Origin of the sequence: Bradyrhizobium sp. USDA 223 (assembly GCF_044909005.1) — a bacterium.
GTDB lineage: Bacteria > Pseudomonadota > Alphaproteobacteria > Rhizobiales > Xanthobacteraceae > Bradyrhizobium > Bradyrhizobium yuanmingense.
Genome location: NZ_JBIYDR010000001.1, coordinates 4,316,747 through 4,341,803, shown reverse-complemented (window position 1 = coordinate 4,341,803; position 25,057 = coordinate 4,316,747). Strand labels below are relative to the sequence as shown.

The following is a 25,057-nucleotide window of genomic DNA, read 5'->3' as shown; positions in this document are numbered from 1 at the left end:
CCCGCTGGGTTCATTGCGTTGAAGTGCGGTTGGGGGCTACGCTCGCAACCGCGCCAGAGGAATGTACAATAGCTTATTCAGGTTCGGCGATACGAATGGGACGTGTTCCGATCGGAGCGCCGGTGGCGCGGTCGATGGTAAGGGGATCGATCTCCGTTCCGCCCTCGGCGTCGTAGAACCGGATTATCTTGCCCCCACTACGATGCTTGCGTCCCCACGCGCCAATCGCGAAGAGCACCGGCAAAAAGTCGCGCCCGGCTTCCGTCAGCACATATTCGTCCCGTGGCGGACGGTCTGAATAACGACGTTTCTCCAGCAGCCCTTCCTCGACCAGGGCTGAAAGCCGCCCTGTCAGCATCGTTGGCGCGATACCGAGACTCTTACGAAAGTCATCGAAGCGGGTCAGGCCCCCATGGGCGTCGCGCATGATCAACATGCTCCACGCGTCCCCGACAATCGCCAGGCTCCGGGCGATCATACAGGGCTGGGTCGAAAGTTTTTTCATGTAGGTCTCGTTTTAGTAGTGACTTCGTACTAAATTGATAGTAACACATCGCTCGTCGATGTTCCAGAGCAAATTGAGAAGGCCGGAATGAGCAAGACAGAACAGGGAATTGCGCTGATTCCGGGTGGTTCCGGTGCCAGCCGAACGATGGAGCAAGTGATGTCAAACTATGTCAGCCACTCGGGATCGGTCGTGCGCTATGTCGATGCGCCGAATCTCTCGATCAGTGCCGCAGGAATAACCTTTGCCTATCGCGATATCGGTCCGCGCACCGGCGTGCCGCTGATCCTTCTCAACCATTGGGGCGCGGTTCTCGACAATTTCGATCCACGAATCGTCGATGGGCTCGCCACCAGGCATCGCGTGATCGCGATTGACTACCGCGGTATCGGTGCTTCAAGCGGGAAGGCGCCTGTTACGGTTGGCGAAATGGCACGAGACACGATCGCTCTGATCGCCGCGCTGGGCTTTGCAAAAATCGATCTGCTCGGCTTTTCCCTTGGGGGTTTCGTGGCCCAGGATGTCGCGCTGAGAGCCCCTGGCCTGGTGCGGAAGCTGATTCTGACCGGCACGGGTCCGGCAGGCGGCGAAGGTATCGAGAAGGTTGGGCCGGTGTCCTGGCCGCTGATGATCAAGGGCTTGCTGACTTTGCGGGACCCCAAATTCTACCTGTTCTTCACCTCCACGGCCAATGGCCGCCGAGCCGCAAACGAATTTCTCGCAAGGCTGAAGGAGCGCAAGGCAGATCGGGACAAAGCAGCCACACCAGTTGCCCTCTTGCGGCAGCTCAAGGCGATCAAGAGTTGGGGCCAGCAGGCGCCTCAGGATCTCGGCAGCCTCCGCATCCCGGTCCTGATCGCGAATGGCGATAACGACATCATGGTGCCGACCGCAAACAGCACCGACATGGCACAGCGTATCCCGGGCGCACAACTGGTCATCTACGAAGATGCCGGGCATGGGGGGATTTTCCAGTACCACGCCGATTTCGTGCCGAAGGCGCTGTCGTTCCTCGACGCCTGACGCCGCAACCAGATTCCAGATTGGAGATGACATCATGAAGGCATTCGTCGTCGACAAATACGAGAAGAAAGGCGCTGTTCGCCTGGCAACCATGCCGGAGCCGGAGGTGCGGGACGACGATGTCCTGGTTCGGATCCACGCAACAGCCGTGAACGTTCTCGACTCCAAGATCAGGGGTGGGGAATTCAAGCTCATCCTGCCGTATCGTCCGCCTTTCATTCTGGGTCATGACGTTGCCGGAACAGTTGTCAGGGTCGGCCGCAATGTTAGACGGTTCAAGGCGGGCGACGAGGTCTACGCACGGCCGCGCGATCATCGGATCGGAACATTCGCCGAATTCATTGCGATGAACGAAGCCGACGTGGCGCCGAAGCCTGCGAACATCAGCATGGAAGAGGCCGCCTCCATCCCGCTGGTGGGACTGACCGCCTGGCAGGCGCTGGTCGAGGTGGGCAAGCTGAAGCCTGGCCAGAAGGTCTTCATCCAGGCTGGCTCCGGTGGCGTGGGGACTTTCGCGATCCAGCTCGCCAAGCATCTCGGTGCGGTCGTGGCGACGACGACGAGCGCGAAGAATGTCGAGCTGGTCAAAAGTCTCGGCGCGGACCTGGTCATCGACTACAAGACGCAGGATTTCGAGAAGGTCTTGTCGGGCTACGATCTGGTCCTGCACAGCCAGGACGCCAAGACGCTTGAAAAATCTCTGCGCGTGCTTAAGCCGGGCGGCTTGCTCATCTCGATCTCCGGGCCGCCTGACCCGGAATTCGCCAGGGAGCAGGGCATGAACCTCTTCCTGAAACTGGTGATGCGCTTGCTGAGCCGCAGTGTGCGGAAGAAGGCCAGAAAATTCGGTGTGCGCTTCTCATTCCTGTTCATGCGTGCGCAGGGACAGCAACTGAGCGAAATCACGTCCCTGATCGAAACTGGGGTGATCCGTCCGGTCGTGGACAAGGTTTTCCCGTTCGAAAAAACCGGCGACGCGCTCGCCTATGTCGAGACCGGGCGCGCAAAGGGCAAGGTCGTGATTGCCGTGACGCACTAGGTCCCGCAATGACGCTGCTCGCGTTGTGAAGCCCTGACTTGTGACCAACAAGGTAAACACATTGGAGGAAGCAACATGACTGAGTCCCCCCGCGACACTCACACTTCCACACCTGACGTTGCACTCATTGTCGGCGGCGGCCCTGGTATCAGCTCGAGTTGCGCCAGGCTGTTCGCGGAAAACGGGATGCGTGTCGCCGTCGCAGCCAGGAATCCGGAAAAAGCCGTCCTTGAGACACTCGAAAAGATGCACGGCGTGCGTCGGTACGCCTGCGATGCAAGCGAACCGGCGGCCGTGGCGCAGCTATTCAAAGACGTCGCTCAAGAGGTCGGGACGCCAAGGCTTGTCGTGCACAACATCGACGGTCGCGTTTCCGGCATTTTCCGCAAGACGGTGGTCGAGGCCGACCCGGTCATGACGTTCGAGACGCTTCGCAACGCCGCGTTCTCTGCGTTTCTGGTGGGCCAACAGGCCGCTCGGCTGATGCTCGGAAACGAGCCTGATGCCAACGGCGCGCGAGGAACGATCATCTTCACGAACGCCAGCGCGGCGCTCAAGGGCTTTCCATCAGGTGGGCCATTTGCAATGGCATGCCATGCCAAGTCCGGACTCGCGCAAAGCATGGCGAGAGAATTGATGCCGCGTGGAATCCACGTGGCGAATGTGCCGATCGACGCCGCGATCGGCTGGACTCAGGAGGACGGCACCCGGGCGCACCGGCTGGCGGGAACGACTGTCGACGACAACATGGCCGACCCCGCTCATATTGCCGAGACCTATCTGCAACTGCACCGCCAACATCGCTCGACCTGGGCCTTTGAAGTCGTGCTGCGGCCGTGGGTCGAGAAATGGTAGGCGCGCCTAGCTGATCCCTTCGAACGATTCTGAGGAGGTGGACAATTCCAAATTGGAATTCTGTGCATCTATTGGCGACTCCATAGAATATGGCCCGACCGGCCATACAGTCGCCTTGACAGTTCTATTTTAGAACGGTTTACTCCATCTGCCGATAGCAATGAGCGTGCGGACCTCCCGGTCGAAGGGGGCTGCAACGCTGCCGAAAACAAGGCACAGGGGAGGATGGCATGAGGAGCGTGGACGAGCTCACCGCAGCCGAACTGCTGGACGGCCTGCCGTCCAGGGTGCACGAGGTCTACGCGCCGTTCGTGCGGGATATTCCGGATCATCCGGCCTTTATGGAAGGCGGTCGTGCCTGGAGCTACCGGCAGTTCTCGGACGCAGTCGACGCAGCGGCAAAGGATCTCGTCGGTTTGGGCATCAGGTCTGGTGATCGCCTGATCGTTGCCAGCGAGAACAGCGTGGCCCTGGGAGCGATGCTCTTCGCGGCAAGCAAGCTCGATGCCTGGGGCATTCCAGTCAATCCTCGCCTTTCGCCCAGGGAAATCGATCTCATCGGAACGCACAGTGGCGCCAGACGCGTGCTGTTCAACTCGGCGCTGTCGAAGGAAGCGGCCGACCATGCCAGCCGCATCGGTGCGGAAATCGGCGCCGTGGGGCCGTTCGGCGGCATCGGCATCGGTCCTCTCAATGCGGATGCCGAAGCGGAGCCCGTCGAGAAGGATGGCGCCCGCCAGGTCGCAGGCCTTTTATACACCTCGGGCACGACCGGTGCGCCGAAGGGCGTCATGCTGAGCCACCGCAACCTCCTCTTCACCGCAAGGACGTCGGGAATCCTTCGCCGAAGCAGTCCAGGCGACCGCATTTACGGCGTGCTGCCGATGTCGCACATCGTCGGGTATTCGATCCTGCTGATTTCGACGCTGATGCACGGCGGCACGTTGCATGTCGTGGCCAAGGCTGATCCCGCTGCGCTGGCTCATGCCATCGCCGAGGAGGGGATTACGAGCCTGTTCGGCGTGCCTGCCACATATCAGCGGCTGCTTGAGCACAAGGCGGTCAAGGGCATCCAACGGCTCGAACGGGGCAGGATGCGGATCATGGCGGTCGCTGGCGCTCCGCTCGACCTCGATCTCAAGAAGCGGGTCGAGGACGAGTTTGGAATCCCGCTGCTGAACAATTACGGCATAACGGAATGCTCACCAGGCCTCACCGGGGTCCGTTCGGAACAGCCTGTTCCGGACGAGTCGGTCGGCCCGTTTCTTCCCGGCATCGAGCACCGGATCGTGGACGGACAAGGAAAAGAGGTGGCGACCGGTGAGGTGGGCGAATTACACGTTCGAGGTCCGAACATCATGCTGGGCTACTATCGTGCGCCCGACCTGACGGCGGCGGCGATCGATGAGCAGGGATGGTTCAACACGGGAGATCTCGCGCGGGTGAACGGCAAGGGGCATCTCTATATCGCCGGCCGCACCAAGGAGCTTATCATCCGCTCCGGCTTCAACGTTTATCCCGCCGGGGTGGAAGCGGTCCTGAACGCGCACGACCAGGTCGTTCAGTCGGCCGTCGTCGGACGAAAGGTCGAGGGCAACGAGGAGGTCGTCGCGTTCGTTCAGCTTCTTCCCGGTGCGAGCATCAGCGCGGAAGACCTCATGGCGTACACGGCCCAATTGCTCACGTCCTACAAGCGTCCGACCGAATTGATTGTGCTTGACGCTCTGCCCTCGGCCTCCACCGGCAAGATACTGAAACACAAGCTGCGGGAGATGGCGAACGATCAGGCTGCCCCGAAGGCGTCGCGTGCGGCAGCCGCTGGCTGACGGGCGTCAGGTGTGATTTGCACGGCAATATGCCGGTTTAAGAAAGAACGTTAGCGACGGACTTGTCGCCAAAGGGAGATGACAATGTTGAGAAACGCCATGATTGTAGCCGCGCTCGCGGCATCCATAGCCGGCGCGCATGCGCAGACGCCGGGCGTCACCGAATCCGAGATAAAGATAGGAGCGACGTTCCCTTTCAGCGGCCCCGCTTCGCCGCTCAGCAATACCGGAAAGGGCATGATCGCCTACGTCAATTCGATCAATGAGCGTGGCGGCATCAACGGGCGGAAGATAAACCTCGTCACCTACGACGATGCCTACAGTCCCCCCAAGACGGTGGAGCAGACCAGGAAACTCGTGGAAAGTGACGAGGTGGCGTTCCTGTTCGGCCCGCTGGGTACGCCCGGCATCAGCGCTACTATCAAGTACGTCAACGCGAAGAAAGTCCCGCATCTGTTTGTCGTGAGCGGAGTCACAAAATTCACGAACTTCGCTGAATTCCCCATGACCACGACGGGATTGCCGAGCTACGACACCGAGGGACGAATCTACGCGAAATACATCACCCAGACCCGGCCGGACGCGAAGATTGCCATCCTCTACCAGAACGACGATCTGGGTAAGGACTTCGTCAATGCATTCAAGGGCTATTTGAAGGACGATTTCGACAAGAAAGTCGTCGCGTCGTCCTACGAAGTGACGGAGCCGACCATTGATTCCCACGTCGTTTCGCTGAAATCGTCTGGCGCATCGGCGTTTTTGGTGGCCGGCACGCCGAAATTCGCAGCGCAGGCCATCAAGAAGGCCGATGAGATAGCGTGGAAGCCGCTGTTCCTGATCAACTTTGTTTCGAGCTCGGTGTCCTCGACCATCGTCCCCGCAGGACCGGAAAAGGCCGTAGGCATAGTCGCCGCGACAATCACGAAGGATCCGAATGACAAGAAGTGGGCCGACGATCCCGGCATCAAATGGTACCGCGAGTTCTTTACCAAATACCTGCCGGGCGCAGATATCGGAGACAACAATTATCTGTTCGGGACGCAGCAGGGACAGCTCCTGGAGCAGGTACTCAAGCAATGTGGCAACGATCTCTCGCGGGAGAATATCGTCAGGCAATCGCGCAGCATCCGCGGGCTGTCGCTTCCCACTGTTATACCAGGCGTCATCATCAACACGGGCCCCGAAAACAGTATGGCGTATACGCAGCTGCAGCTGCAGCGCTGGAATGGGACCACGTGGGAGCAATTTGGTAGCGTACTCAGCGCCGACGGAAAGTGAATGCACCTTCTGAATGCAGCGCGGGTGATTTGAGCCCGTAACACGACCAGCTTACTCGTGGAGTATGGATGTCCAGCGACGTTCTTTTCCGACCTTTCAAGCTGAAAGGGCTGAACCTGCCGAACCGGGTCGTGATGGCGCCGATGACGCGCTCATTCTCTCCGGGCGGAATCCCGACCGAAGACGTCGCGCGGTATTACCGCCGGCGTGCCGAAGGAGCGGTCGGATTCATCATATCGGAGGGTACGGGCGTGGATCGTCCGGCATCCCTGAACGATCCGAACGTTCCCCGTTTTCACGGGGAGAAGGAGCTGGCGGGGTGGCGGCGTGTGGTCGACGAGGTGCATGCCGCGGGTGGTCTGATGGCACCGCAGTTATGGCACGTCGGAGCCGTTCGCACCCGCGCCCAGGATTGGTCTCCTCCTGGCGCCTACGACAGTCCGTCGGGTCTGTCGCGGCCGGAGAAGAAATTCGGCGAGCCGATGAGCGAAGCGGACATCGCAGACGCGATCCGCGCTTTCGCCGATGCGGCGCTTGCTGCGAAGCGCCTGGGGTTCGAGGCCGTCGAATTGCACGGCGCCCACGGCTATCTAATCGATCAATTCTTCTGGGAAGGCACCAATCGTCGCGAGGATGCCTACGGAGGCAAGGACCTGCCGGGCCGGGCCCGGTTTGCCGCTGATATCGTCCACGCGGTGCGCAAGTCGGTCGGACCGGACTTTCCGATATTGCTCCGCATCAGCCAGTGGAAGCAGCAGGATTACGAAGTGAAGCTGGCCGATACGCCTCGCGCGTTGGAAGCCTGGCTCAAACCTCTGGTCGAGGCGGGGGTCGATATTCTGCACTGCTCGCAACGGCGCTTCTGGGAGCCGGAGTTCGATGGCTCCGATCTGAACTTCGCCGGATGGGCCAAGAAGGTGACGGGCGTGCCGACGATTTCGGTCGGGTCGGTCGGCCTGACCGGCGAGTTCATCGCCGCATATGGCGGGGAGAGCTCCCGTCCGGCGTCCCTCGACGAGCTGATCCGCCGCCTCGATCGCGAGGAGTTCGATCTTGTCGCGGTCGGGCGGGCGCTGCTTCAGGATCCGCAATGGCTCCTGAAGATACGCGAGGGCCGGACGGAGGAATTGATGGCCTTCGAACGGACTGCATTCGCTGCGCTGAGCTAAGGCTGAAAGGGGTGCCTGCAGTCGGCTGGAAGCAATTCGGAGACGAGCAATGAGCGACGCCAAGACCCAAGTCGGCCAGATACGCACCGAAGTGCACGGGCATGTGTTCAAGATCATCATCGACAACGTGGCGAAGAAAAACTCCTTCAGCCCGCAGATGATGGCGCAGATGTCGGATGCGATGACGCTTCTCGATCGCACCGACGATTATTGGGTCGGGGTACTGTGCGCCGAGGGGCCGGATTTCACGGCCGGGCTGGATATGCCGAAATTCTTCGGACCCAAGGCCGAGAATACCGAGCTAAAGCCCGGCAACATCGATGCGTTCGCCTTGAAGAGCCGGTGCCGCAAGCCGATTGTGACGGCCGTGCAGGGGATCTGCTTCACGATCGGAATCGAAATGATGCTGGCTGGCGACATCGTCGTGGCGGCCGACGACGCCAGGTTCTGTCAGATGGAATCCAAGCGCGGGATCGCGCCTCTTGGTGGTGCCCATTTCCGGTATTTGACGCGGGCGGGCTGGGGAGACGCGATGTATCACCTTTTCCTATGTGACGAGTTCGGCGCAGCCCGAGCTCACAAGATCGGGTTCGTTCAGGAAGTCGTTGCACCCGGCCAGCAGATTGCGCGCGCGATGGAGATTGCGAATCTGATCGCCAAGAACGCGCCGATCGGCATTCAGGTGACGAAAGAGGCCGCGTTGAAATACATCGAGGCCGCCGAGAAAGCCGCGATCGATTACATTCCCAAGATCAAGGATCGCGTCTTCAGCAGCGAAGACATGAAAGAAGGCATCCAGTCCTTCGTGGAACGTCGCTCGGCCGTGTTCCGCGGGAAATAGAAATCCGGCGGACCTTGTCCAGACCATAGTTGAAGACGGCAGATGCGTCGACCGGAGCGAGCCCCAGGTCCATGCCAAGCGGTGCAATCAACGACAGGCTCAGGAAGCCGTGGGCAATGGTGCCGCCTGCAGGACTTTCTTTGCTCGCACGCTCTGCGTCGACGTGGATCCACTGGCTGTCTCCGGTGCAGGCGGCGAACTGGTCGATCATGGACTGGTCGATGGTGACCCAATCGGACTTTCCGAGATCCTGGCCCACGAAATCCCTGATCGCTCCAAGTGTGATTTTTGCCATCGCTGGCGTCCGTTGTTTCGACTTTTGGCATATTCCCTTGTACTGCAGGGAAGGCCATGTCGATTTTGTTCAACGGGGACCGTAATCTTGAATAACGACCGCGCTCTGACAGTGTTTTCGTTGCGCAAGGGACGAGAGCATGAGCGAGGCAAGCTGGGATTTGTTTCGCTTGTTTTCCGTGGTGGCGCGCACCGGAAGCGTCAACCGTGCCGCGCACGAACTGGGTATGAGTCAGCCGACATTGAGCAGGCGTCTGAAGGAGCTGGAGCGCTACGTGGCCGCTCCCCTGTTCTTTCGCGCATCGTCCGGCGTGAAGCTGACGCGGGAAGGCGAGGACCTGCAACGCTCGGCCGGCGATATGATGCTTGCATTCGAGTCGTTTCATCGTGATCTGCGTTCGCGGGTCGGGCAGCGATCGTCCGTGGTCAGGATATCGGCGACCGAAGGCATGACCAAGCACTGGCTCCTCCCGCGGGTTGCGGAGCTGCGGCGGCGCGATAGCCGAATCTATCTGGAAATAATCTCCACGGTGAACCAGCAGAGCTTGGCAACGAGCGATTTGGATTACGTCATCAGGATGGGAGATCCGGGTGAGAACGATCTCATTGGAAAGCGGGTCGCCGATGTGCCGATGGGGATATTCGCCTCCGAGCAGTACCTTGCCGGACGCTCTGCGCCCCGATCATTGCCTGAGCTGAGGGATCACGACATCATCGGCCATACTGCCGATTTTGTCTCATTTCGCAGTATTCGGCCCAATCAAAGGCATCTATTGGAGTATTTCTCGGAAGCGGCGGGTACTCGCAGCGTCGTTCGGGTCAACCCGGTGGCTAACCATTTTGCCGCCGCCGGTTGCGGCCTCGGGCTTGCGCTTCTTGCCGTCCTGTTCGCGCAGGCCGAGGGGCTGGTTCAGGTATTGCCGCAAGAGACAGTCACGATGAACGCATGGTTGCTCCGCAGGCGCGAGAGCGCCGCAATTGAAGTTGCGCGGCTTGAAATTCGCGACGCCATTGGGCGCCGCATGCTGACGGCACAGCGCGGCCTATCGGCAAACGCCGCGTCAGTGCTGACGCAACTTTGCGTTAGCTTGATTTCCTCGCTCGCAGTCGAGGCACGCGCGGGCGCTTCGCGTGCCTCGTTGGATAATGCAGCTGATGCATTGCCACCTTCATCGCCGGGTGCGCCGAATCGTCGACAAATCTAATTGAGAGGGCAGGGCGTTCAGTATAGCTACAGAGTTGTAGTGGGCGCATGGGACAGTCGGGTCGCAGTAATGGCAGATCACTCGCCAGGTGACACCAACGACCGTCGACGAAATCTCGGACGCGATGGAAAAGGTGTTCGGCCGGCACCGCGCCGAGATCAAGTCCATCACCGGCGTCTACAAGCGGGAGGCGTCCACCATGGGTAACCGGGTCGAGAAGGTTCAGGCGATGATCGACGCCTTCGTTCAATCCGCCCTGATGCTGCTTCTCGGCTTCGCGATGTTACGAGGCGCTGCGATCGACGGGCTTAGTCTTGTCAGCCAACAGGTCGTTAATCTCTGGTTTGTACGGCGCCGGGGCATTGCGGCGGCTGCCAGTCTCGGCCTTGCGGCCGATTCCTTCGTCTTTCCCAAGCTGATCGATGGTCTCATCACGCTCACACGAGCAGGTCGGTGCCGGTCGGATCCCTTACCGGGAAAGGCGCTTCCTCATTTGGAAACGTCTGCTAAGCAATTGATTTTTCTAGAGGCGAATGCGGCTATTTTTTCCAAACGCTCATTGGAATCATTGAATAATCAAACAGGTTTTGATTCCGCCATTCGGAGGTTCGATCCCTCCCGCCCCAGCCAGAAGCTCCGCTTCCCCTGAAATTGCTGACGAAACCAGCCTGGCTGAGGAGCTGATGCACAGCTCTGCGACACATCACTGCTGCACAGGGTGTCGCTCGGAAATGGCTTTCCACATCTTTCGCCGCCAAGCCGTCTACTATTGGCGGCGCCGCACGCCTCCCAAGCTTGCCAATTGCCTTGGCCGGCCGCATGTTTCTATGAGCCTGCGAACGACGAGCCGTGCAGCGGCGCGTCGCCTGGCCACCCAGCTCAACCTGATCCTGGACGATGTCGCGATGCTTGCCGATGGCGCCGACCCGCATCTGACGCGGTCTCAAATCGAGACAATGCTCCATGCTTTCGTCGACCGGCATTTGGCCAAGCTCGACCGGGTCGCCTTCGCGGCCAAGAGCTCACCGGAGTTCGATCTTGAGCAGGCAAGGGCCGACGACAAGAGGGCATTTTGGGCCTACGCGCTGCTGGATGCCCAGGGTGTCAATGCGGTCGTGCGCGCCGAGGATCGCCAGCGCATGGCCCAGGATGGGCTAACGGTAGCCGACATCGAGGCGGTGCAAGATCATCTCGCGATGCTCCGCGTCAACGAACTGATCCCGACCAAGCAACACATCCTTCGGACCATGATCGAGGGCGTCGCTGCCGTTCCGACGGCCATGAATATAGCGGTGGCCCAGGGTACGTATCTCCGCGGAATGAGGTTGGCGCTGGCCGAGCATGACCGGCGCTATGGCGGCACGAGGGTCGAGGATCAGGGACTGGTGGATCGCCTGGTCCTTGCCAAGAACGATCCTCCGCAGCCGGTCTCCTCGACCGTGGGAGCTGCGGTGGATCGCCCAGCCGATCCACCTACGACCGAACCTTCGGCCGCTCGTCAATTTGTCCCAATGGCGGACTTTCTGCAGTTCGCGGACCGGCTTGCCCAGCAGCAGGTTGGGGATGGTAATTGGGACGCAAAGACGCAGCGCCAGGCGGAGAGCATATCGAAATTGTTCGCGAAGTTCATGGTTCAAGACCAGCGAATTCACGACATCAACGCACTGACCCAGGAGCACGTCGGCAAGTTCGTCGACTTCCTCCGTTTCGACATCTACAAAAACTATGGGAAGTCGCCGAAGGACGAGCGCCTGACGATCGAGCAGCTTCGCGAGAAAGGCCGATCGGTCGAGAAAGCCAAACGCGGCATTGAAGGCGATACCCTCAATCGACATCTGACCTTTCTTGGCCAGGATTTCGACTATGCCATTGCGCGCGGCGTGAAGAGCCTCGAAGCAATCGACGTCACGAAGCTGCGCTCGAAAAAACGCGGAAAGAACAAGCGTGCTCGTGACGAGAGGCCCAAATTGCCGATCGAACGCGCCGCGGCGATCTTTCGGACCCCGCCGTTCGTCAATTGTGCTGGCTGGGACGATCTGGGCGAATCGGGCGAGGAGGGCGCGCGACAGGTCTTTCACTGCGCCTTGTATTTCGTTCCGATCCTCATCTACTACACGGGGGCGCGGCGCGAAGAACTTTGCGGGGCGATGGTGGACGACATCATCCCGGACCACGAAGGGTGCAGGCCATACATTCATATCGCCGCCAACGAGCAAAGGCGCATCAAGAATCCTCAGTCCCAACGCAACATACCTCTGCATCCGGAGTTGATCCGGCTGGGCTTCCTGGATTACGTCAGGACAATCAAGGCGCTTGGATACAAGCTGCTCTTCCCGGACCTGTTTTCTCCCAGCAGCCGTTCGCCCTTGGGCGATCGTTTTTACAAGCTGTTCAAGCCTATCCTCACCGCCGCCGACGTCACGGAAAAGGGCTTGGGCGCTCACGCGGTGCGTCATCTCTTCGGGGCGCAACTGAAAAAGAAGCGGCTGACCAAAGAGGATCGTGCGGATCTCCTCGGTCATGGTGGCGACAGCGAAACCAGCGAGCGCTACTGCGAGCCGCACGAGCTCGAAACGCTGTTCGAGTTCGTCATGAAGCTTCCGGTGATTACCAGCGACCTCGAGCCGCACGAGATCAACCTGATCCCCTGGGTGGAGGCCAAGCAAGTGGCGCCGTTTTCGCAGCCCACTCGATCGAAAGCGGCTCGCAACCGTCACGTCTCTTCGCCGCGCTCAGCCGGTTAGAGCTCGGGAATCATAATCCTGGGGTCGGGGGTTCGAGTCCCTCTCCCGCTACCAACTTCCCGATAAATCCCTGAAACTCCTCAGCTTGCCCGTTCACTGTTGCACGCGAGGGGATGTATCCATGATACAGCCGCGCGAACCTCTCAGCAATGGCCGAGGGCCGATCGGAAGCTAACGCTAGAATCCGTGGTCAAGCGTTAGATAGTCGCCGGGACGATCGGGCTCTCGTCGTCCCTAACGTGCTTGTGGGCGGTGTCGCTGGTTGCCTTGGGCGGCCGACCGCGCTGCGGCTGCTGCTGCCTCGCCTTGTCGGCCGCAGCGTGCAGCTTGCTAACGAAGTCGTCGTCTTCGGCTTTCGACGTGATGTGATCGATCAGGACCTGCACGTCGAAGCGATCCCGGAGGAACGTCCACCCGGCGTTCGTGACTGCCTGTCCCACATCCCGCGGCAACGCGGTTTGCGCGACCTCGAGCGCCTGCCTGGCGGCCTCGACCGAGGCCGAATAGCCCTGGATCGGGGGCATTTCTACTTCTCCTTCCACTAGATGACGCGGGCCTTATGGCCCGTGACCCAGATGTCTGCACCTCGTGGGGCGGTTTCAAGAGGCCACTGAGATGCGAGGGCCATTGCCGCTTGCCGCCGCGACCGTTAGGGGACGTATCGACTAACACCAGGATAGGCCTCCATGCTTTCGGTCGTTCAACGAAGCTCGCAAACAGTCGATCATTACAGCCGCCAATCAATCTTGCTGATCGGGCAGTTTCAGAAGGAGAACCCCCACGCTGATCCGCGAGGGCTTGCTTACCAGAACCGCGTGGCCCTTGGTCAGCGCTGGTGGCGGCTCCTCTACCTGGCGTTACTTTGGTCGGGTCTCACCATGCTGGCGCCGCGGTTTGGAGATGATGACGGTGACGGAATTCGCTGGCAGCGCTGGCGACATTGGCTTCGCACGCGGAGCCTGTCCGCTGGTAACACCTCTGTAGAGAGCATCAATCCGCTCGGCATAGCCAAGCGGGTCGAAGGTTTCGAATACAAGCGATGGGAGCGCCGGTACGCGCGCGACGGCAGGCGCTTTACCAAGGAGCCGGGCCGCCGCTTGTCTGGAAGCCTTGACACGCATTTTATGCAACGTGCGTTTGCGTGGCTGTTTCTCACCGGTTCTGCCCGCGCGACTGGGGAGTTGGAAGATCGTCGCCGGCTCGTTTCCGGGTTCTGGGCGCATCAGGCGTGGTGGCAATCGGGCAGCGGCAAAAATGCTGATGACGATTACCAGCCCATGCACGAATTCGGCTATGCCGTTCTTGATGAGCTCGCGCGCCTTGTTATGGAGAGCCCGGTCGATGCTGGCCGCGCCCTGTGGGAGCCAGTCTTCGCGCTGGGTGCCAAGGGCCATTACGCAATCGGCCACTTCTTGAGTTGCTGGTTCGCGCTCCTGACAGAAGGAACCGATCCAGCCGGGTTTGCGCAGCGCTGGCGGCCGATGATCGAATTCTGCGTCTTAAACAAGGAATGGTCGAAAGGCAGGCCGTGGTACTATGGTCAGCGTATCGAGCGGCATGTTCTCGGTTTCGGCGAGACTGACCGGCTTGCGCGTCTCCCGAATGGCGCGGAAGTTATCGCCGCGGGTGCCAATCTTTACGAGGCATGGGCCGCGAACCGTCTTTCGGGTGACGAGGATAATCTTGCAGGGGTCTGCAACTTCCTTGCGGCGGGTGTAGGCAAACCGCTTCGCCTGCAAGGTTTGCGATGGATCACTGAGACAATCAAAGCCAATCCCCAGACAGGTAAATGGTTCAAAGACCGGGCCTCTAATGCCTTCATGGAATTTCTCGACGTGCTGGTATCCGAACATGCGGCAGAATTGTCCAAGGATCAGGAAGCCCGCCAGGCGCTCCTTGATCTTGTCGCGCATGCCGTCTCGCGGCAGCTCACAGCAGCGCAGGCGCTACAAGAGCGGATCAGGAGAATGTTTTAGCCACGAATGTTTAGAGCAGGAGGGCTGCGCAACCGGGCGCCCTCGCGAATGACTGGGCCCCGAAGGATCATGGACGCCGGCAGCGCGCGCTTGCCTTCGAACAGAGCCTCTCGGGTCACCGCCCCATGATTGGCTGTTAGTATCAACCTAGTGCGAACGCCTCGGCTTTGGCGACGCGTGCGTTCAGCGCGCAGCTCGGCCGCCACCTGTTCGTCGATGCCTTGCGCGCTTTGGCGAGGTCGACCTGCGTCAACTTGAAGTGGGCCTCGCGGCGACCAAAATCAGCTTCCTTCGTGGCAAGCCGCGCCTCGAGCCGATCGGGCGGGCAAAGTCCTTGGCTTATCGACGTTCGCCAAGGTCCCTATCTTACCGCATTTGCTATGCCGACTGACCCGTCACGGGCCTCCGATATTCTCTCCGCTGCGCTGCTCTTCATATGCACGAATGACCGCGTTCGGCGGTCGCGCACTGTGACGCCGATGAATATCGTTAAGACATTTTAACCTCGTTTGGGTCGCGTACTTGCCGGGCTGGCGGCAGAGAACTACCTATGATGTGTCTACTGCTCCCTGAGGGGCAGGCCGGTCCATGGAGGGACCTGGACCTTGCCGCGGCGGCTTCTCCACTAAGCAGCCCGCTATTGGCACCGATCGCGCTCGCGCCCCCCTTTGAAAATTTGGCTAGACGCCTTCGGATTTCCCAAACGCGCGCCCGTGTGTGGATGCAAGCGTTGCGACCGATTCCGACGGCTAACTCAGGGAGGCCAGTCTTCGGCTGGCCAGTGAATGGCAGTTAATGCGACCGGTGGCCTTGGAGGCAGGAATCAAGGTTCGAAATCCAGCAGCGGCTCCGCCGCCTTGCCGAAGAGCCTGCTCAAAAAGCATCGACTGAAACAAGTCAATGCGTACGTCCACGATGACGATCATCAGCCTTCTGTCGTGGCGCAGACTAAGCGCGATCAACGAAAGAAGCGAGAGATAAAAGAGAATATCGTCGGCTGTCACGTCGACGTGCCCAAGGACGGGAGGCCAGTCATCCAGACGATGGCCGCCGCGATGCGAGCGGACAACGATCTGCAGTCGACGATTTCATCCGTTATCTCGAACGAAGCCCTGCAGGGGCTTATCAAGGAGTTGCCTGCGTCGAAGCTTGATGCCTCATCGATCTCCGAGTTGATCCAGAATGAGGAATTGGTGCGTCTTGTGGTCGCCTGCGTCTCGAACCCGACGCTTCTCGAAAGCGCGTTGCTTCTGGTGAAGTCGGACGCAAATGTCTTGACCGCGTTGGCCAACACCATTTGTACCGTGGTGGAGGGCCCTCGTGATCCACAGATCATGTTGGATGCGATGAGCGCCGCCTTGCAGTTTCCGGACGATACGCTGAGCATGACCAAGGTTCGTCACGGAGGCGGCCTGCGAGCTTGGATATTGAAGTGGGCTTTGGGAAGGTCGAGCCGCCAATAGTGGCTCAGCGTCTCCTCGTAAATGGGAGGCGACTAGTCGTGGACTAGTCGTTCTCAAGTTTCGACTAGTCATGGAATATTTTGTTCTCGAACGACTACTCTGGGACTAGTCGTTCGTTTTAGGGGAACTCCGTGAGCCTCGGCGATTGAACGCGGCGGTGTCGTTCGGCCTATCACGGCTTCGCACGTAGCCGTACACCTTCGCCTGTCTGGTCGCTCGCGAAGGTGAACTCGATGCCGCATTCGTCTTCAAGGACACGCTGCAGCTTCTCGAGGACCGCTCTACGGCGCGGATCGTACCGATGAGACGAAATAGTCGTCTCGATTTTTGCGATCACAATTCGAGAGACGCCGGCGTGCTGTGCAAGTTCTGCCTGACTCCATCCGATTAGCCCGCGGGCAGCTCGGAGCAAGGAGGGTGTCAGCAGCGGGTCATCCATCGGCTCGGTCGTTTCCGGAAAGCAGAAGCTTCATGACGTGATCGATCGTTAGAATCTTACGCTTCCCGTTAACCAGGTCTTAAGGTTAATGAGATTTTCGTATATAATTTGTATACGATCTTGGGGAATCCGTGCTACATGGTCCCGGCAACCAGCGGAGGACCAAGATTGATGGTGAACTATGAGAAGCATCTGCGCAGCGCCGCTTGGCGGGAAAGCCGTCGTCGTGCGCTCGCGGCCGCACACCACCGATGCCTGCTCTGCTCGGCAACCGAGGAACTCGAGGCGCATCACCGCACCTACGAAAATCTCGGCGATGAGCGCGAGGGGGATCTGACGGTGCTGTGCCGCGAGTGCCACGAGGTGGTGACGAGCATGATGCGCGCGCGCCGTTACGCGGCCCGGCCGGCATCGTACGCCGATATCGTTCGCAGCATCGCCGCGTCGGCGCCCCTGTTTGATCCCACCGACGGCGAGGTCTAATCATGGCGGTGGAGACCATCACGCTGCGCCTGGTCGGCGTCGGCCCCATGCTGATGCACTCGTCGCGCCTGGCGGACCCGCTCGACCCGCAGGCGAAGGCGCTCGGCAAGGTCACGTCAAAGCGGCACAAAACCGACGCCGACCATCACCGGATCGCCGAACTCGAATGGGTCGGCTCGCTCTGGCTGCACGAAGGACGGCCGTGCCTGCCGCCGGCCGCCATCAAGGGCGCGCTCGTCAATGGCGCAATGACGGTGCGCAAGGGCAAGGCAACCCGGGCCGCCTTCGTCGCCGAAGGTCCTGCGATGCTGGAATACGACGGCCCGAAGGGGGTCGAGGAGCTCCGGGACGATCCGCGCTTCCGCCACCGCGAGATGGTGCGCGTCGGCGACGCGCTGGTGGCGCGCACGCGCCCGTGTTTCGACGGTTGGAGCGCGATCGTCCGCGGCTCGTTCATCACCACCATTATCAACCGCGAGGACCTCGTCAGCTACTTCCGCCTGGCCGGCCCTTATGGCATCGGCGACCGTCGTCCCGACTTCGGTCGCTTCCTGATCGAGGAGTCGCAGCTCGAATAGTTCTTGGCTTGGCTCGACACCGCGAGGCTAGGCGTGGCCCGGCACGGCGTGACGTGACGGGGCGTGTCCCGGCGAGGCAGGGCAGGGTCCGCCGAGGATCCTCCCTCGCCTAATCCTTTTAATTCCGCATCCCGACTTCTCGCGCGGCCTTGCGCGCGAACGACGGAGTTTTGCCTGATGAACGAACGCGAATGTCTGGGCGGCGAGGCGCTGCCCCCAGTGCTCCTTTACTGGCGCACGAAGACGGCTGAATCCTTCGACGCACGGGCGCGGGCTGAGGTCGCCGACTTTGTCGCCGGCATCTCCGCCACGATGCCCGACTGTCGCGCAGCGATCCGTGGCGACGCCGCCGCGGCGGTCGGTCTCGTCGTTGGACGGCGCATTCCCGAGCATATCGGCGTGCGCGTTGACTTGAGCATGACGGTGCTGCTGGCCTGCGCCTTCTTCGACCCGGCCGCGGCGTTGGTGCTGTCGCACACGGTCGCCCGCATGCCGATCGAGCTGCGCAAACGGGCGCGCATTTCGGCCTCTTGGTCGATGCACCGGATCTGGCTCGGCAGTCGCCGCGCGGGCGCCCGCGCGCCGAAGGCGCCGCCCCCACTGAAGGGAGGTGCGTCGTGATCTTGCAGCCGATGAGCGACTTGCATGCCGATTTCCCAGGCTTCGCTGGTTATCCGGCGCCGGTGCCGGGCGCGTCCGTGATCGTCGTCGCCGGTGACACTCGGCAGGGTCTCGCCGCCGCGTTGCGCGAACTACGCACGGCCTATCCGCCGCCGCTCGAAGTCGTGGTCGTGGCCGGTAACCACGAGTTCTGGTCGCGTGCGGCCCTGCCGGCGGCGATCGAGGAAGGCCGCCGCGTCGCCGCTGATCTCGGGCTGCACTATCTGGAGAACGACGCCGCCGTGATCGGCGCGACGGGCGTCCGCTTCCTCGGCTGCACGCTGTGGTCCGACTACACCCTGTTCGGCGAGGCGTCGCGCACAGCGGCAATGTGCGCGGCGTTCAAGGGCTTACGCGACCACAAGCGCATCAAGTGGCAGTCGAATCCGTGGGCGCGCTTCCGCCCGCAGGAGGCGCGTGCGCTGAACCTAAAGTCCCGCGAATTCCTCGAGGATGCGCTTTCCAAACCTCACGACGGGCCGACGGTCGTGGTGACACACTTCGCGCCGGCGCTCGAGGCCGTGTCCCCGGCGCACCGTGACGGCCTGCTGGCCGCGTCCGCCTGCACCGACATGGTGCCGTTGGTCGATCGCCTCGCCCCGGCCGCCTGGATCTCCGGCCACATGCACTTCGCCTACAGCATGACCCACGGTCGGACACGGATGTTGTCGAACCCGCACGGGTACCCGGACGAGCATCTCGGGTTCGATCCCCTTCTCATTATCGAGGTCTAGACATGAACGAGACGACGAGTATGTCGCATTCTTTCGGCGTCGGGGACGATACCGCGCGCCGTACGGCATCCTTCGAAGGTGCCGGCATCGGCTCCATCGAGCTGCGGGTCTACGCCGAGGCTTGGCGTGATGCCCTGCACTTCAGGCGCGACGTCGGTGGTGGACCCGATCGCCGGCGCCCCGCCCAGTCGACCGGGTTCGCCGGCTTGCGCCTGCGGGGGGATGTCGACGAAGACACGGAGTTCGAGGAGAACGCGAGCCGCGAGGGATGTCCCCCGAACCCGGCGCGCATCGCCGCGACGCTGCTGCTCGCGCGCGCCTTCGACGCTTCGCCGGACGCGGCGCGCGACCTGGTCTCCGGCGGCGCCCCCGTCGTCGTCGACGTCGCCGACGGCCCGATGCTCGACGCGCTGAAGGGCGCGTGGCGCGGAATGTTCTTCGACAATGCGCCGCGGATGATCGACCTGGTCAGGACCGCTCCCGGCCGCCGCACTGACCTTGACGGCGCCTACGTTGTGCTTAAGGAGCCGCTCAAGGGCGCCGCGAAGGCGCGGCTCGAACGGGTTGCAGCCGACATGTGCGGTTACGCGCTGCCGTTCGTCGCGTTCTCGCCCGATGGCCGCACCTGTCTGCCGAAAGTCGTGAACGACGCGACTCGGCACCGGATCGAGCTGCCGATGCTTGACCCCGCAACGGTATCGCGCACGATCCGCGTCGTCACCGGTGTCAGGACAGCGGTGGAGGTGTCGACCGAAACGCTCCGCCATCTTGGCGTCGGCGACCTTGCGGCCGCGGTCCGCTTTGACCGGGCGCCCGAAGCGTGCGCCGACGAGCTACGTCGTATCGCGGCTTCGAGGAGCACCGAGCGTCCGTCGCGCGGGCTCGTCCTCTCCGAGATCCACGGCATGGCGGCCGCGCGCGCCTGGGCCGACGGCGCCATCGCCGATCTCGCCGCATGGCGCGCCGGGATCTCCTGGGACGCCGTCTCCAGCGCCGTGATGATCGCCGGTCCGCCCGGCGTCGGCAAAACCCTGTTCGCGGAGGCGTTCGCGCGCAGCGCGTTAGGCAAGGACTCGAAGTCCGGCATCCCATTGATCGTCTGCTCGTACTATGCTTGGCAGGCGGAGGGGCACCTGGGCGATTTCCTGGCAGCCATGCGCCGCGACTTCGCGCTCGCCCGCGCGAGCGCGCCGTGCGTGATTCTGCTGGAGGAGTGCGACAGCTTCGTCGCGCGTCGCGGTCTCAAGCACTCCCACTCGGCCTCGTACGTCCGAAGCTGCGTGAACGCGCTGCTCGAAGAGGTCGACGGCGTACGTCGGCGGGAAGGCGTGTTCCTGATCGGCACCACCAACGAGGTCGAGGCCTGCGAGCCGGCGCTTTTGCGCGCCGGCCGCTTCGAGAACGTCGTTCGCGTCGGTCTGCCCGATCCCGCCGAACTCGAGAAGATTTTCCGGGTGCGCTTAAGCGGCGATCTCGCCGACGCCGACATCTCCGCCGTCGTGGCGTCCGCGGCCGGCATGACCGGCGCCGACGCCGAGCGTGTCGTCAAGGACGCGCGCCGCATGGCGCGCTGCGAGAACCGTCCGCTTCGGTTCGACGACCTCCGTCGTGCCGTCGTCGGCGCCGACGACCGTTGCGACGCGCTGCGCTGGCGGACAGCGGTCCACGAGGCCGGCCATGCGCTGGTCGACGTGCTGCGCTTCGGCGCCGACGGCGTCGTCGCCAACACGACGCTCACGGACCGCAGGCTGGGGATGTCGATGCGCACGATGGCGCTCGCGTTCGAGGGCACGGCGACGGACTACCGTTCCAGGATCGAGGTCCTGCTTGCCGGCCGCGCCGCGGAGGAAGTCCTGCTCGGGGACGCCTCCCACGGCGCCCAGGAGGATCTCGCGGAGGCCACTAGGTTGAGCTGTGCCATGTTGGGCAGTCTCGGTCTGTCGGGCCCGTCTCCGCTGACGCACCTGGGCGATCCACGCCGCGCCGAGAAGTTCCTCCGCTACGTCGACATCCGCGCCGCGGTCGGCATAGAGCTCGCCGAGGCCGACCGCTGCTGCCATGACCTGCTCGAAGCCAACCGGACGGTGCTGATCGCGGTGGCGCGGCGGCTGTTCGAGCAGAGCAGCGTCGTCGGCGCCGAGATCGCCGCGTTGCTCGAGGCTGCCCGTTCGGAGGAGACGCCGAAGCCGGCCGCGATGGAGCGTGGCGCCTTCCTGCGACTCATCGACGACCCCGGCCAGACCGACGCCCCGTGATGAGGTTTTGGGCGCCGCCTCTGCTGCGTGGCGGCCCTAGAACGCTATATACGACCCGATAATCGATCGAACGACGTGCTCGCCCGGCAAGACGATGCCCATGTCCTCTTTTTCTTCGGCTGACGGTCTGCTCTTACGGGGTGCGCTATTGGCGACGGGAAGCGCCTACTCTGCTGGCACGGGAGGCACCGGCAGCGCGGTTATCGACTTGATCTTCTCCATCGCGAAACGCGAGGTGACGTTCTTGAGCGGGACGGCGTGGATGAGCTTCTTGTAGAACACGTCGTAGCTCGGCATGTCCGGAATGACGACGCGCAGCATGTAGTCGACGTCGCCGGCCATGCGGTAGAATTCCATCACCTCGGGCATGGCGCTGACCGCCGCGGCGAAGCGCTTGAGCCAGGCGTCGGAATGATCGGAGCTTTCTACCGAGACGAACACCGAAAGGCCGAGGCCGATCTTGTTCTGGTCGACCAGCGCAACGCGTTTCAGGATCACGCCGTCGGCTTCCAGCCGCTGGATCCGCTTCCAGCACGGCGTCGACGACAGGCCGACCCGGTCGCCGATTTCGGCCACCGAGAGTGAGGCGTCCTCCTGAAGCACCGTCAGGATCTTGCGGTCGATGGCGTCGAGGCGGCGGCCAGTCTCGGCGAGCTGCAGCGCAGCGTCGGACATTGTCTGATTACCTTTGTGCCAGTGGAAGCTAGGGGCCGGCGCTTGGGCGGGGTTGTCAGCCGTGAGGCCCGAACAGGAAGATTTCGTAAAGATCGTCCTGCCGGCCGCTGCGGTCATCGTTCGGGCCGCCCGTCTGCGGCCGCAGTGAGCGCCGGAACCATTCGCGTGCCTGCTTGAACCAGCTGGCGAAGCTTGAATGCAGCGATATGACGTAGCTCATGTTCACTCCGGACAACATTGTAGGGCGAGAACCCGACAAGGCTAACACGAGCGGTAACATGTTGAACATCGCCAGCGGTTGGCCACGCTCAGTTTGGTTGGATCGTACTGAGACTGTCATTGGTTCGAGTAGGAAATTCCATGGAGCGTTTTCGCAAGGAACGTTTTTCATGCAGTGCGAGGAGTGCGGAGGCGTCAGATCATTCGTTCGCGAGTAGCGCGAGCACGTCGGCGTGCTGCAGACGCGGGGTGGAGCCGGCGTTCAGCGGTCTACGGCAGGAGTCCGGCGCCAGCGGCAGCATGGGCAGGCCCATGCTGCCGAACGATGCATACAGAAGGCTGCGGTCGGTGCGCTCGTCCAGATGCGATCTCGTCATCAGGCCAAGCACAATCAGGAACGCGATCAGCAGCACCAGTGGAAGGATCAATGCCTGATGCCAGCCGATGCGATCGGTCACCGCTCGCGCGTCGGTCGCCCGCTCAGCGGGAGAACGAACACGCGTCCATTCCAGTGTGAACTCGAACATGCTGAGGCCGCGTCCTGCTGCTTTTCGGCGATCCCCTCACTTCATGTAGTCGGGCAGGGTGAACCCGTCATAGAAGCGGTCGGCCAGGATCGCCGTCTTGAACGTCGGCGATTTGTAAGCGGCGACAATGTCCTGGGCCCATTCGGCATTGGCGTTGGCCTTCTTTACTGCGAGCACGTTGATGTAGGGCGTCGTCATCTTCTCCAGCGCAAAGGCATTGGTCAGCTTCAGACCGCTAAAGATCGCAAAATTGCCCTGGACAGCGGCGAAATCGACATCGTCGAGCGCCCGCGGCGCTTGCGCGGCCTCGAGCGGCACGATCTTGATGCCACCTGGATTCTTGATGACATCGAGCTCGGTGACGTCGACCGGCTTGCTGTCGCGGATCTCGATCAGGCCGAGATCGCGCAGCACCCACAGGGCGCGCTGCAGGTTGACGGGATCGTTGGGCACCGCGACGCTGGAGCCCGGCTTGATTGGCGTGCCCAGCGGGTGCTTCTTCGAATAGAGGCCCATCGGGGGCGTCGGGACGTGGACGATGCCGACAAGATCGGTCTTCTGGCGCTCGTTGTAAGACTCAAGGAAGACCGTGTGCTGCATCACATTGGCATCGATCTCGGACTTGAACACTGCGTTATTGGCTTCAAGGCCGGTCGAGAATTCGACGTAACGGATCTTGTAGCCCTTCTTCTTGAGCTCCGGCTCGACGCCGATCTTGAACTCGTCGATGTATGGCCCCGGCACGAAGCCGACCCGCAATTCGGGCTTCGCGGGTTGCTGCGCCATGGAGTTTTCAGCGGCGAGCGGCGAGAGAGCCAAAAGGCCGGAGAGGAGAAACAATGCGGTCTTCATGTCTTCTTGCGGTTTCCAGTTGAAGGGGAGAGTGGTGTCAGGCGATCGCCCTGACCGGGTTGGAGTAGATGCTGGTGGGGCGGGCGAGGCCGTAATGCTCACGCAGCGTCGCGCCGGTGTAGTCCTCGCGGAACAAGCCGCGCTTGCGCAGGATCGCGGACGACCTGCTCGGCAAAGACATCGAAGCCGCCGGGCAGCCAGGGCGGCATCACGTTGAAGCCGTCCGCCGCACCGCCCTTGAACCAGGCCTGGATGTTGTCGGCGATCTTTTCCGGCGTGCCGGCGATGACCCAATGGCCGCGCGCGCCGGCGAGGCGCTGGACCAGTTGGCGGATCGTCGGTTTCTCGCGGTCGACGATGTCGACCACCAGCTTGAAGCGGCTGGCGACGCCACGCGCACTGGCGGTGTCGATCAGATGGCGCGGCACGGGACCGTCGAGATCGTAACCGGTGAGATCGACGCCGATCATCTGGCGCAGCTGCGTCAGGGAATATTCCGGCTGGATCAGCTCATTGAACTCGTCTTGGAGGCGGTCCGCCTCGGCTTGCGTGCTGCCGATGAAGGGGCTGATGCCGGGCAGGATCTTGATCTCGTCAGGGCCGCGGTCGAAGGTGCGGGCCTGCCGCTTGATGTCCGCGTAGAAGGCCTTGGCGGAATCCAGCGTCTGATGCGCGGTGAAGATGGCTTCCGCAAAGCGCGCGGCGAAAGCGCGGCCGTCGTCGGAGGAGCCGGCCTGCACATAGACCGGCCGGCCCTGCGGCGTGCGCGAGATGTTCAGCGGGCCGCGAACGCGAAAATGTTTGCCGACATGGTCGAGCGTATGGATCTTGCTGGTATCGGCGAAGATGCCCGAGGCAGGATCGTTGACGAGCGCGTCGTCCTCCCAGCTGTCCCAGAGCCGCGAGATCACGTCGAGATATTCCCGGGCGCGCTCGTAGCGCTCGTGGTGAGGCGGGTGCTCGGGCAATCCAAAGTTTTGCGCGGCCTGTGGGGCGCTGGTCGTCACGATATTCCAGCCGGCGCGGCCCTTGCTCAGGTGGTCGAGTGAGGCGAACATGCGCGCGAGATTGTAGGGCTCGGTATAGGTGGTCGATGCCGTCGCGATCAGGCCAATACGCTTCGTCACTGCGGCGATCGCAGCCAACCAGGTGATAGGCTCGAAGCGAAAGCGCTGGGCGTAGCGGACATTGTCGGCGAGAGCCGGCCCGTCGGCAAAGAAGATAGCGTCGAACTTGCTCGCCTCGGCGCGCTGCGCCAGCTCCTGATAATAGGTGATGTCGAGAATGCGCTCCGCGGACGATCCCTTGTAGCGCCAGGCGGCTTCGTGATGACCGCCGGGATAGATGAAGAGATTGAGAGCGAGCTGCCGTTGATTGCTCATGTTGAAACGCCCCGTATGCGGCCTGAGCAAAATCT

The 25,057-nt window shown here is 61.9% G+C and carries 25 protein-coding genes and 1 pseudogene; 17 read left to right on the top strand and 9 right to left on the bottom strand.

Annotation, left to right across the window (positions count from 1 at the left end; genetic code table 11):
* Window positions 1-73 precede the first annotated feature (73 nt).
* The gene (locus ABIA40_RS20120) at window positions 74-505 is read right to left on the bottom strand and encodes a helix-turn-helix domain-containing protein (protein WP_271542427.1); all 432 of its coding nucleotides are present in this window, start codon (window positions 503-505) and stop codon (window positions 74-76) included.
* Window positions 506-664: 159 nt separating this feature from the next.
* Between ABIA40_RS20120 and ABIA40_RS20115 the strand changes: the two genes are divergently transcribed.
* The 7 genes from ABIA40_RS20115 (at window position 665) to ABIA40_RS20085 (ending at window position 8,536) form a co-directional block, all read left to right on the top strand.
* Window positions 665-1,528, top strand: coding sequence for an alpha/beta fold hydrolase (locus ABIA40_RS20115; protein ID WP_271542785.1), 864 nt, complete (start codon window positions 665-667; stop codon window positions 1,526-1,528).
* A gap of 34 nt (window positions 1,529-1,562) precedes the next feature.
* On the top strand, window positions 1,563-2,567 hold the full coding sequence (locus ABIA40_RS20110) for an NADP-dependent oxidoreductase (RefSeq protein WP_271542425.1): 1,005 nt from the start codon (window positions 1,563-1,565) through the stop codon (window positions 2,565-2,567).
* Between the two features lie 75 nt (window positions 2,568-2,642).
* Window positions 2,643-3,422 (top strand): SDR family oxidoreductase, encoded by a 780-nt coding sequence (locus tag ABIA40_RS20105; protein WP_271542423.1) that lies wholly within the window; start codon window positions 2,643-2,645, stop codon window positions 3,420-3,422.
* 230 nt (window positions 3,423-3,652) lie between these two features.
* On the top strand, window positions 3,653-5,248 hold the full coding sequence (locus ABIA40_RS20100; protein ID WP_404543016.1) for a class I adenylate-forming enzyme family protein: 1,596 nt from the start codon (window positions 3,653-3,655) through the stop codon (window positions 5,246-5,248).
* Window positions 5,249-5,326: 78 nt separating this feature from the next.
* The gene (locus ABIA40_RS20095; protein ID WP_404543015.1) at window positions 5,327-6,526 is read left to right on the top strand and encodes an ABC transporter substrate-binding protein; all 1,200 of its coding nucleotides are present in this window, start codon (window positions 5,327-5,329) and stop codon (window positions 6,524-6,526) included.
* 68 nt (window positions 6,527-6,594) lie between these two features.
* Window positions 6,595-7,695 carry an NADH:flavin oxidoreductase gene (locus ABIA40_RS20090; RefSeq protein ID WP_271542417.1) on the top strand — a complete coding sequence of 367 codons (1,101 nt, stop codon included), beginning with the start codon at window positions 6,595-6,597 and terminating at the stop codon, window positions 7,693-7,695.
* 49 nt (window positions 7,696-7,744) lie between these two features.
* Entirely contained in the window at window positions 7,745-8,536 is a 792-nt protein-coding gene (locus ABIA40_RS20085) for a crotonase/enoyl-CoA hydratase family protein (protein WP_271542415.1), read from the top strand.
* On the opposite strand, the gene ABIA40_RS20080 is transcribed toward ABIA40_RS20085, so the two are convergent.
* Window positions 8,463-8,831: a MaoC/PaaZ C-terminal domain-containing protein gene (locus ABIA40_RS20080; protein ID WP_271542413.1), complete on the bottom strand. Its 369-nt coding sequence runs from the start codon at window positions 8,829-8,831 to the stop codon at window positions 8,463-8,465. The genes ABIA40_RS20085 and ABIA40_RS20080 overlap by 74 nt on opposite strands.
* A gap of 139 nt (window positions 8,832-8,970) precedes the next feature.
* Between ABIA40_RS20080 and ABIA40_RS20075 the strand changes: the two genes are divergently transcribed.
* The 3 genes from ABIA40_RS20075 to ABIA40_RS20065 all read left to right on the top strand — a co-directional run bounded on the left by ABIA40_RS20075 (window position 8,971) and on the right by ABIA40_RS20065 (window position 12,779).
* The gene (locus ABIA40_RS20075; RefSeq protein ID WP_404543013.1) at window positions 8,971-10,035 is read left to right on the top strand and encodes a LysR family transcriptional regulator; all 1,065 of its coding nucleotides are present in this window, start codon (window positions 8,971-8,973) and stop codon (window positions 10,033-10,035) included.
* A gap of 88 nt (window positions 10,036-10,123) precedes the next feature.
* Complete coding sequence (locus tag ABIA40_RS20070) at window positions 10,124-10,684, top strand: hypothetical protein (RefSeq protein ID WP_404546463.1); 561 nt, start codon at window positions 10,124-10,126, stop codon at window positions 10,682-10,684.
* Window positions 10,685-10,766: 82 nt separating this feature from the next.
* On the top strand, window positions 10,767-12,779 hold the full coding sequence (locus ABIA40_RS20065) for a DUF6538 domain-containing protein (protein WP_404543012.1): 2,013 nt from the start codon (window positions 10,767-10,769) through the stop codon (window positions 12,777-12,779).
* 197 nt (window positions 12,780-12,976) lie between these two features.
* On the opposite strand, the gene ABIA40_RS20060 is transcribed toward ABIA40_RS20065, so the two are convergent.
* Window positions 12,977-13,303, bottom strand: a complete 327-nt coding sequence (locus ABIA40_RS20060; protein ID WP_404543011.1) for a hypothetical protein — start codon at window positions 13,301-13,303, stop codon at window positions 12,977-12,979.
* Window positions 13,304-13,465: 162 nt separating this feature from the next.
* On the opposite strand from ABIA40_RS20060, the gene ABIA40_RS20055 reads away from it, so the two are divergent.
* A complete protein-coding gene (locus ABIA40_RS20055) occupies window positions 13,466-14,755 on the top strand; it encodes a hypothetical protein (RefSeq protein ID WP_404543010.1) in 1,290 nt (429 codons plus the stop codon).
* Window positions 14,756-15,540: 785 nt separating this feature from the next.
* Window positions 15,541-16,218, top strand: coding sequence for a hypothetical protein (locus ABIA40_RS20050; protein ID WP_404543009.1), 678 nt, complete (start codon window positions 15,541-15,543; stop codon window positions 16,216-16,218).
* A gap of 172 nt (window positions 16,219-16,390) precedes the next feature.
* Here the strand turns inward: ABIA40_RS20050 and ABIA40_RS20045 are convergent, their stop codons facing one another.
* Complete coding sequence (locus ABIA40_RS20045) at window positions 16,391-16,657, bottom strand: multiprotein-bridging factor 1 family protein (RefSeq protein ID WP_404543008.1); 267 nt, start codon at window positions 16,655-16,657, stop codon at window positions 16,391-16,393.
* A gap of 171 nt (window positions 16,658-16,828) precedes the next feature.
* On the opposite strand from ABIA40_RS20045, the gene ABIA40_RS20040 reads away from it, so the two are divergent.
* The 5 genes from ABIA40_RS20040 (at window position 16,829) to ABIA40_RS20020 (ending at window position 21,367) form a co-directional block, all read left to right on the top strand.
* The gene (locus tag ABIA40_RS20040) at window positions 16,829-17,140 is read left to right on the top strand and encodes an HNH endonuclease (RefSeq protein WP_404543007.1); all 312 of its coding nucleotides are present in this window, start codon (window positions 16,829-16,831) and stop codon (window positions 17,138-17,140) included.
* Window positions 17,141-17,142: 2 nt separating this feature from the next.
* Window positions 17,143-17,718: a hypothetical protein gene (locus ABIA40_RS20035; protein WP_404543005.1), complete on the top strand. Its 576-nt coding sequence runs from the start codon at window positions 17,143-17,145 to the stop codon at window positions 17,716-17,718.
* Window positions 17,719-17,895: 177 nt separating this feature from the next.
* The gene (locus ABIA40_RS20030; RefSeq protein ID WP_404543003.1) at window positions 17,896-18,339 is read left to right on the top strand and encodes a hypothetical protein; all 444 of its coding nucleotides are present in this window, start codon (window positions 17,896-17,898) and stop codon (window positions 18,337-18,339) included.
* The gene (locus ABIA40_RS20025) at window positions 18,336-19,112 is read left to right on the top strand and encodes a metallophosphoesterase (protein WP_404543002.1); all 777 of its coding nucleotides are present in this window, start codon (window positions 18,336-18,338) and stop codon (window positions 19,110-19,112) included. The genes ABIA40_RS20030 and ABIA40_RS20025 overlap by 4 nt, the downstream gene beginning before the upstream one ends.
* 2 nt (window positions 19,113-19,114) lie before the next feature.
* Complete coding sequence (locus ABIA40_RS20020; RefSeq protein WP_404543000.1) at window positions 19,115-21,367, top strand: AAA family ATPase; 2,253 nt, start codon at window positions 19,115-19,117, stop codon at window positions 21,365-21,367.
* A 165-nt stretch (window positions 21,368-21,532) separates the two neighbouring features.
* Here ABIA40_RS20020 and ABIA40_RS20015 read toward each other — a convergent pair whose 3' ends face one another.
* From ABIA40_RS20015 to ABIA40_RS19995, 5 genes and pseudogenes are all read right to left on the bottom strand, one after another.
* A complete protein-coding gene (locus ABIA40_RS20015; protein ID WP_404542999.1) occupies window positions 21,533-22,042 on the bottom strand; it encodes an Lrp/AsnC family transcriptional regulator in 510 nt (169 codons plus the stop codon).
* A gap of 55 nt (window positions 22,043-22,097) precedes the next feature.
* Entirely contained in the window at window positions 22,098-22,262 is a 165-nt protein-coding gene (locus tag ABIA40_RS20010) for a hypothetical protein (RefSeq protein ID WP_404542997.1), read from the bottom strand.
* 199 nt (window positions 22,263-22,461) lie between these two features.
* Window positions 22,462-22,788, bottom strand: coding sequence for a hypothetical protein (locus tag ABIA40_RS20005; RefSeq protein WP_404542996.1), 327 nt, complete (start codon window positions 22,786-22,788; stop codon window positions 22,462-22,464).
* 36 nt (window positions 22,789-22,824) lie between these two features.
* On the bottom strand, window positions 22,825-23,640 hold the full coding sequence (locus ABIA40_RS20000; protein ID WP_404542995.1) for a MetQ/NlpA family ABC transporter substrate-binding protein: 816 nt from the start codon (window positions 23,638-23,640) through the stop codon (window positions 22,825-22,827).
* Window positions 23,641-23,677: 37 nt separating this feature from the next.
* Window positions 23,678-25,022, bottom strand: a pseudogene (locus ABIA40_RS19995) (LLM class flavin-dependent oxidoreductase).
* Between the last annotated feature and the right edge of the window lie 35 nt (window positions 25,023-25,057).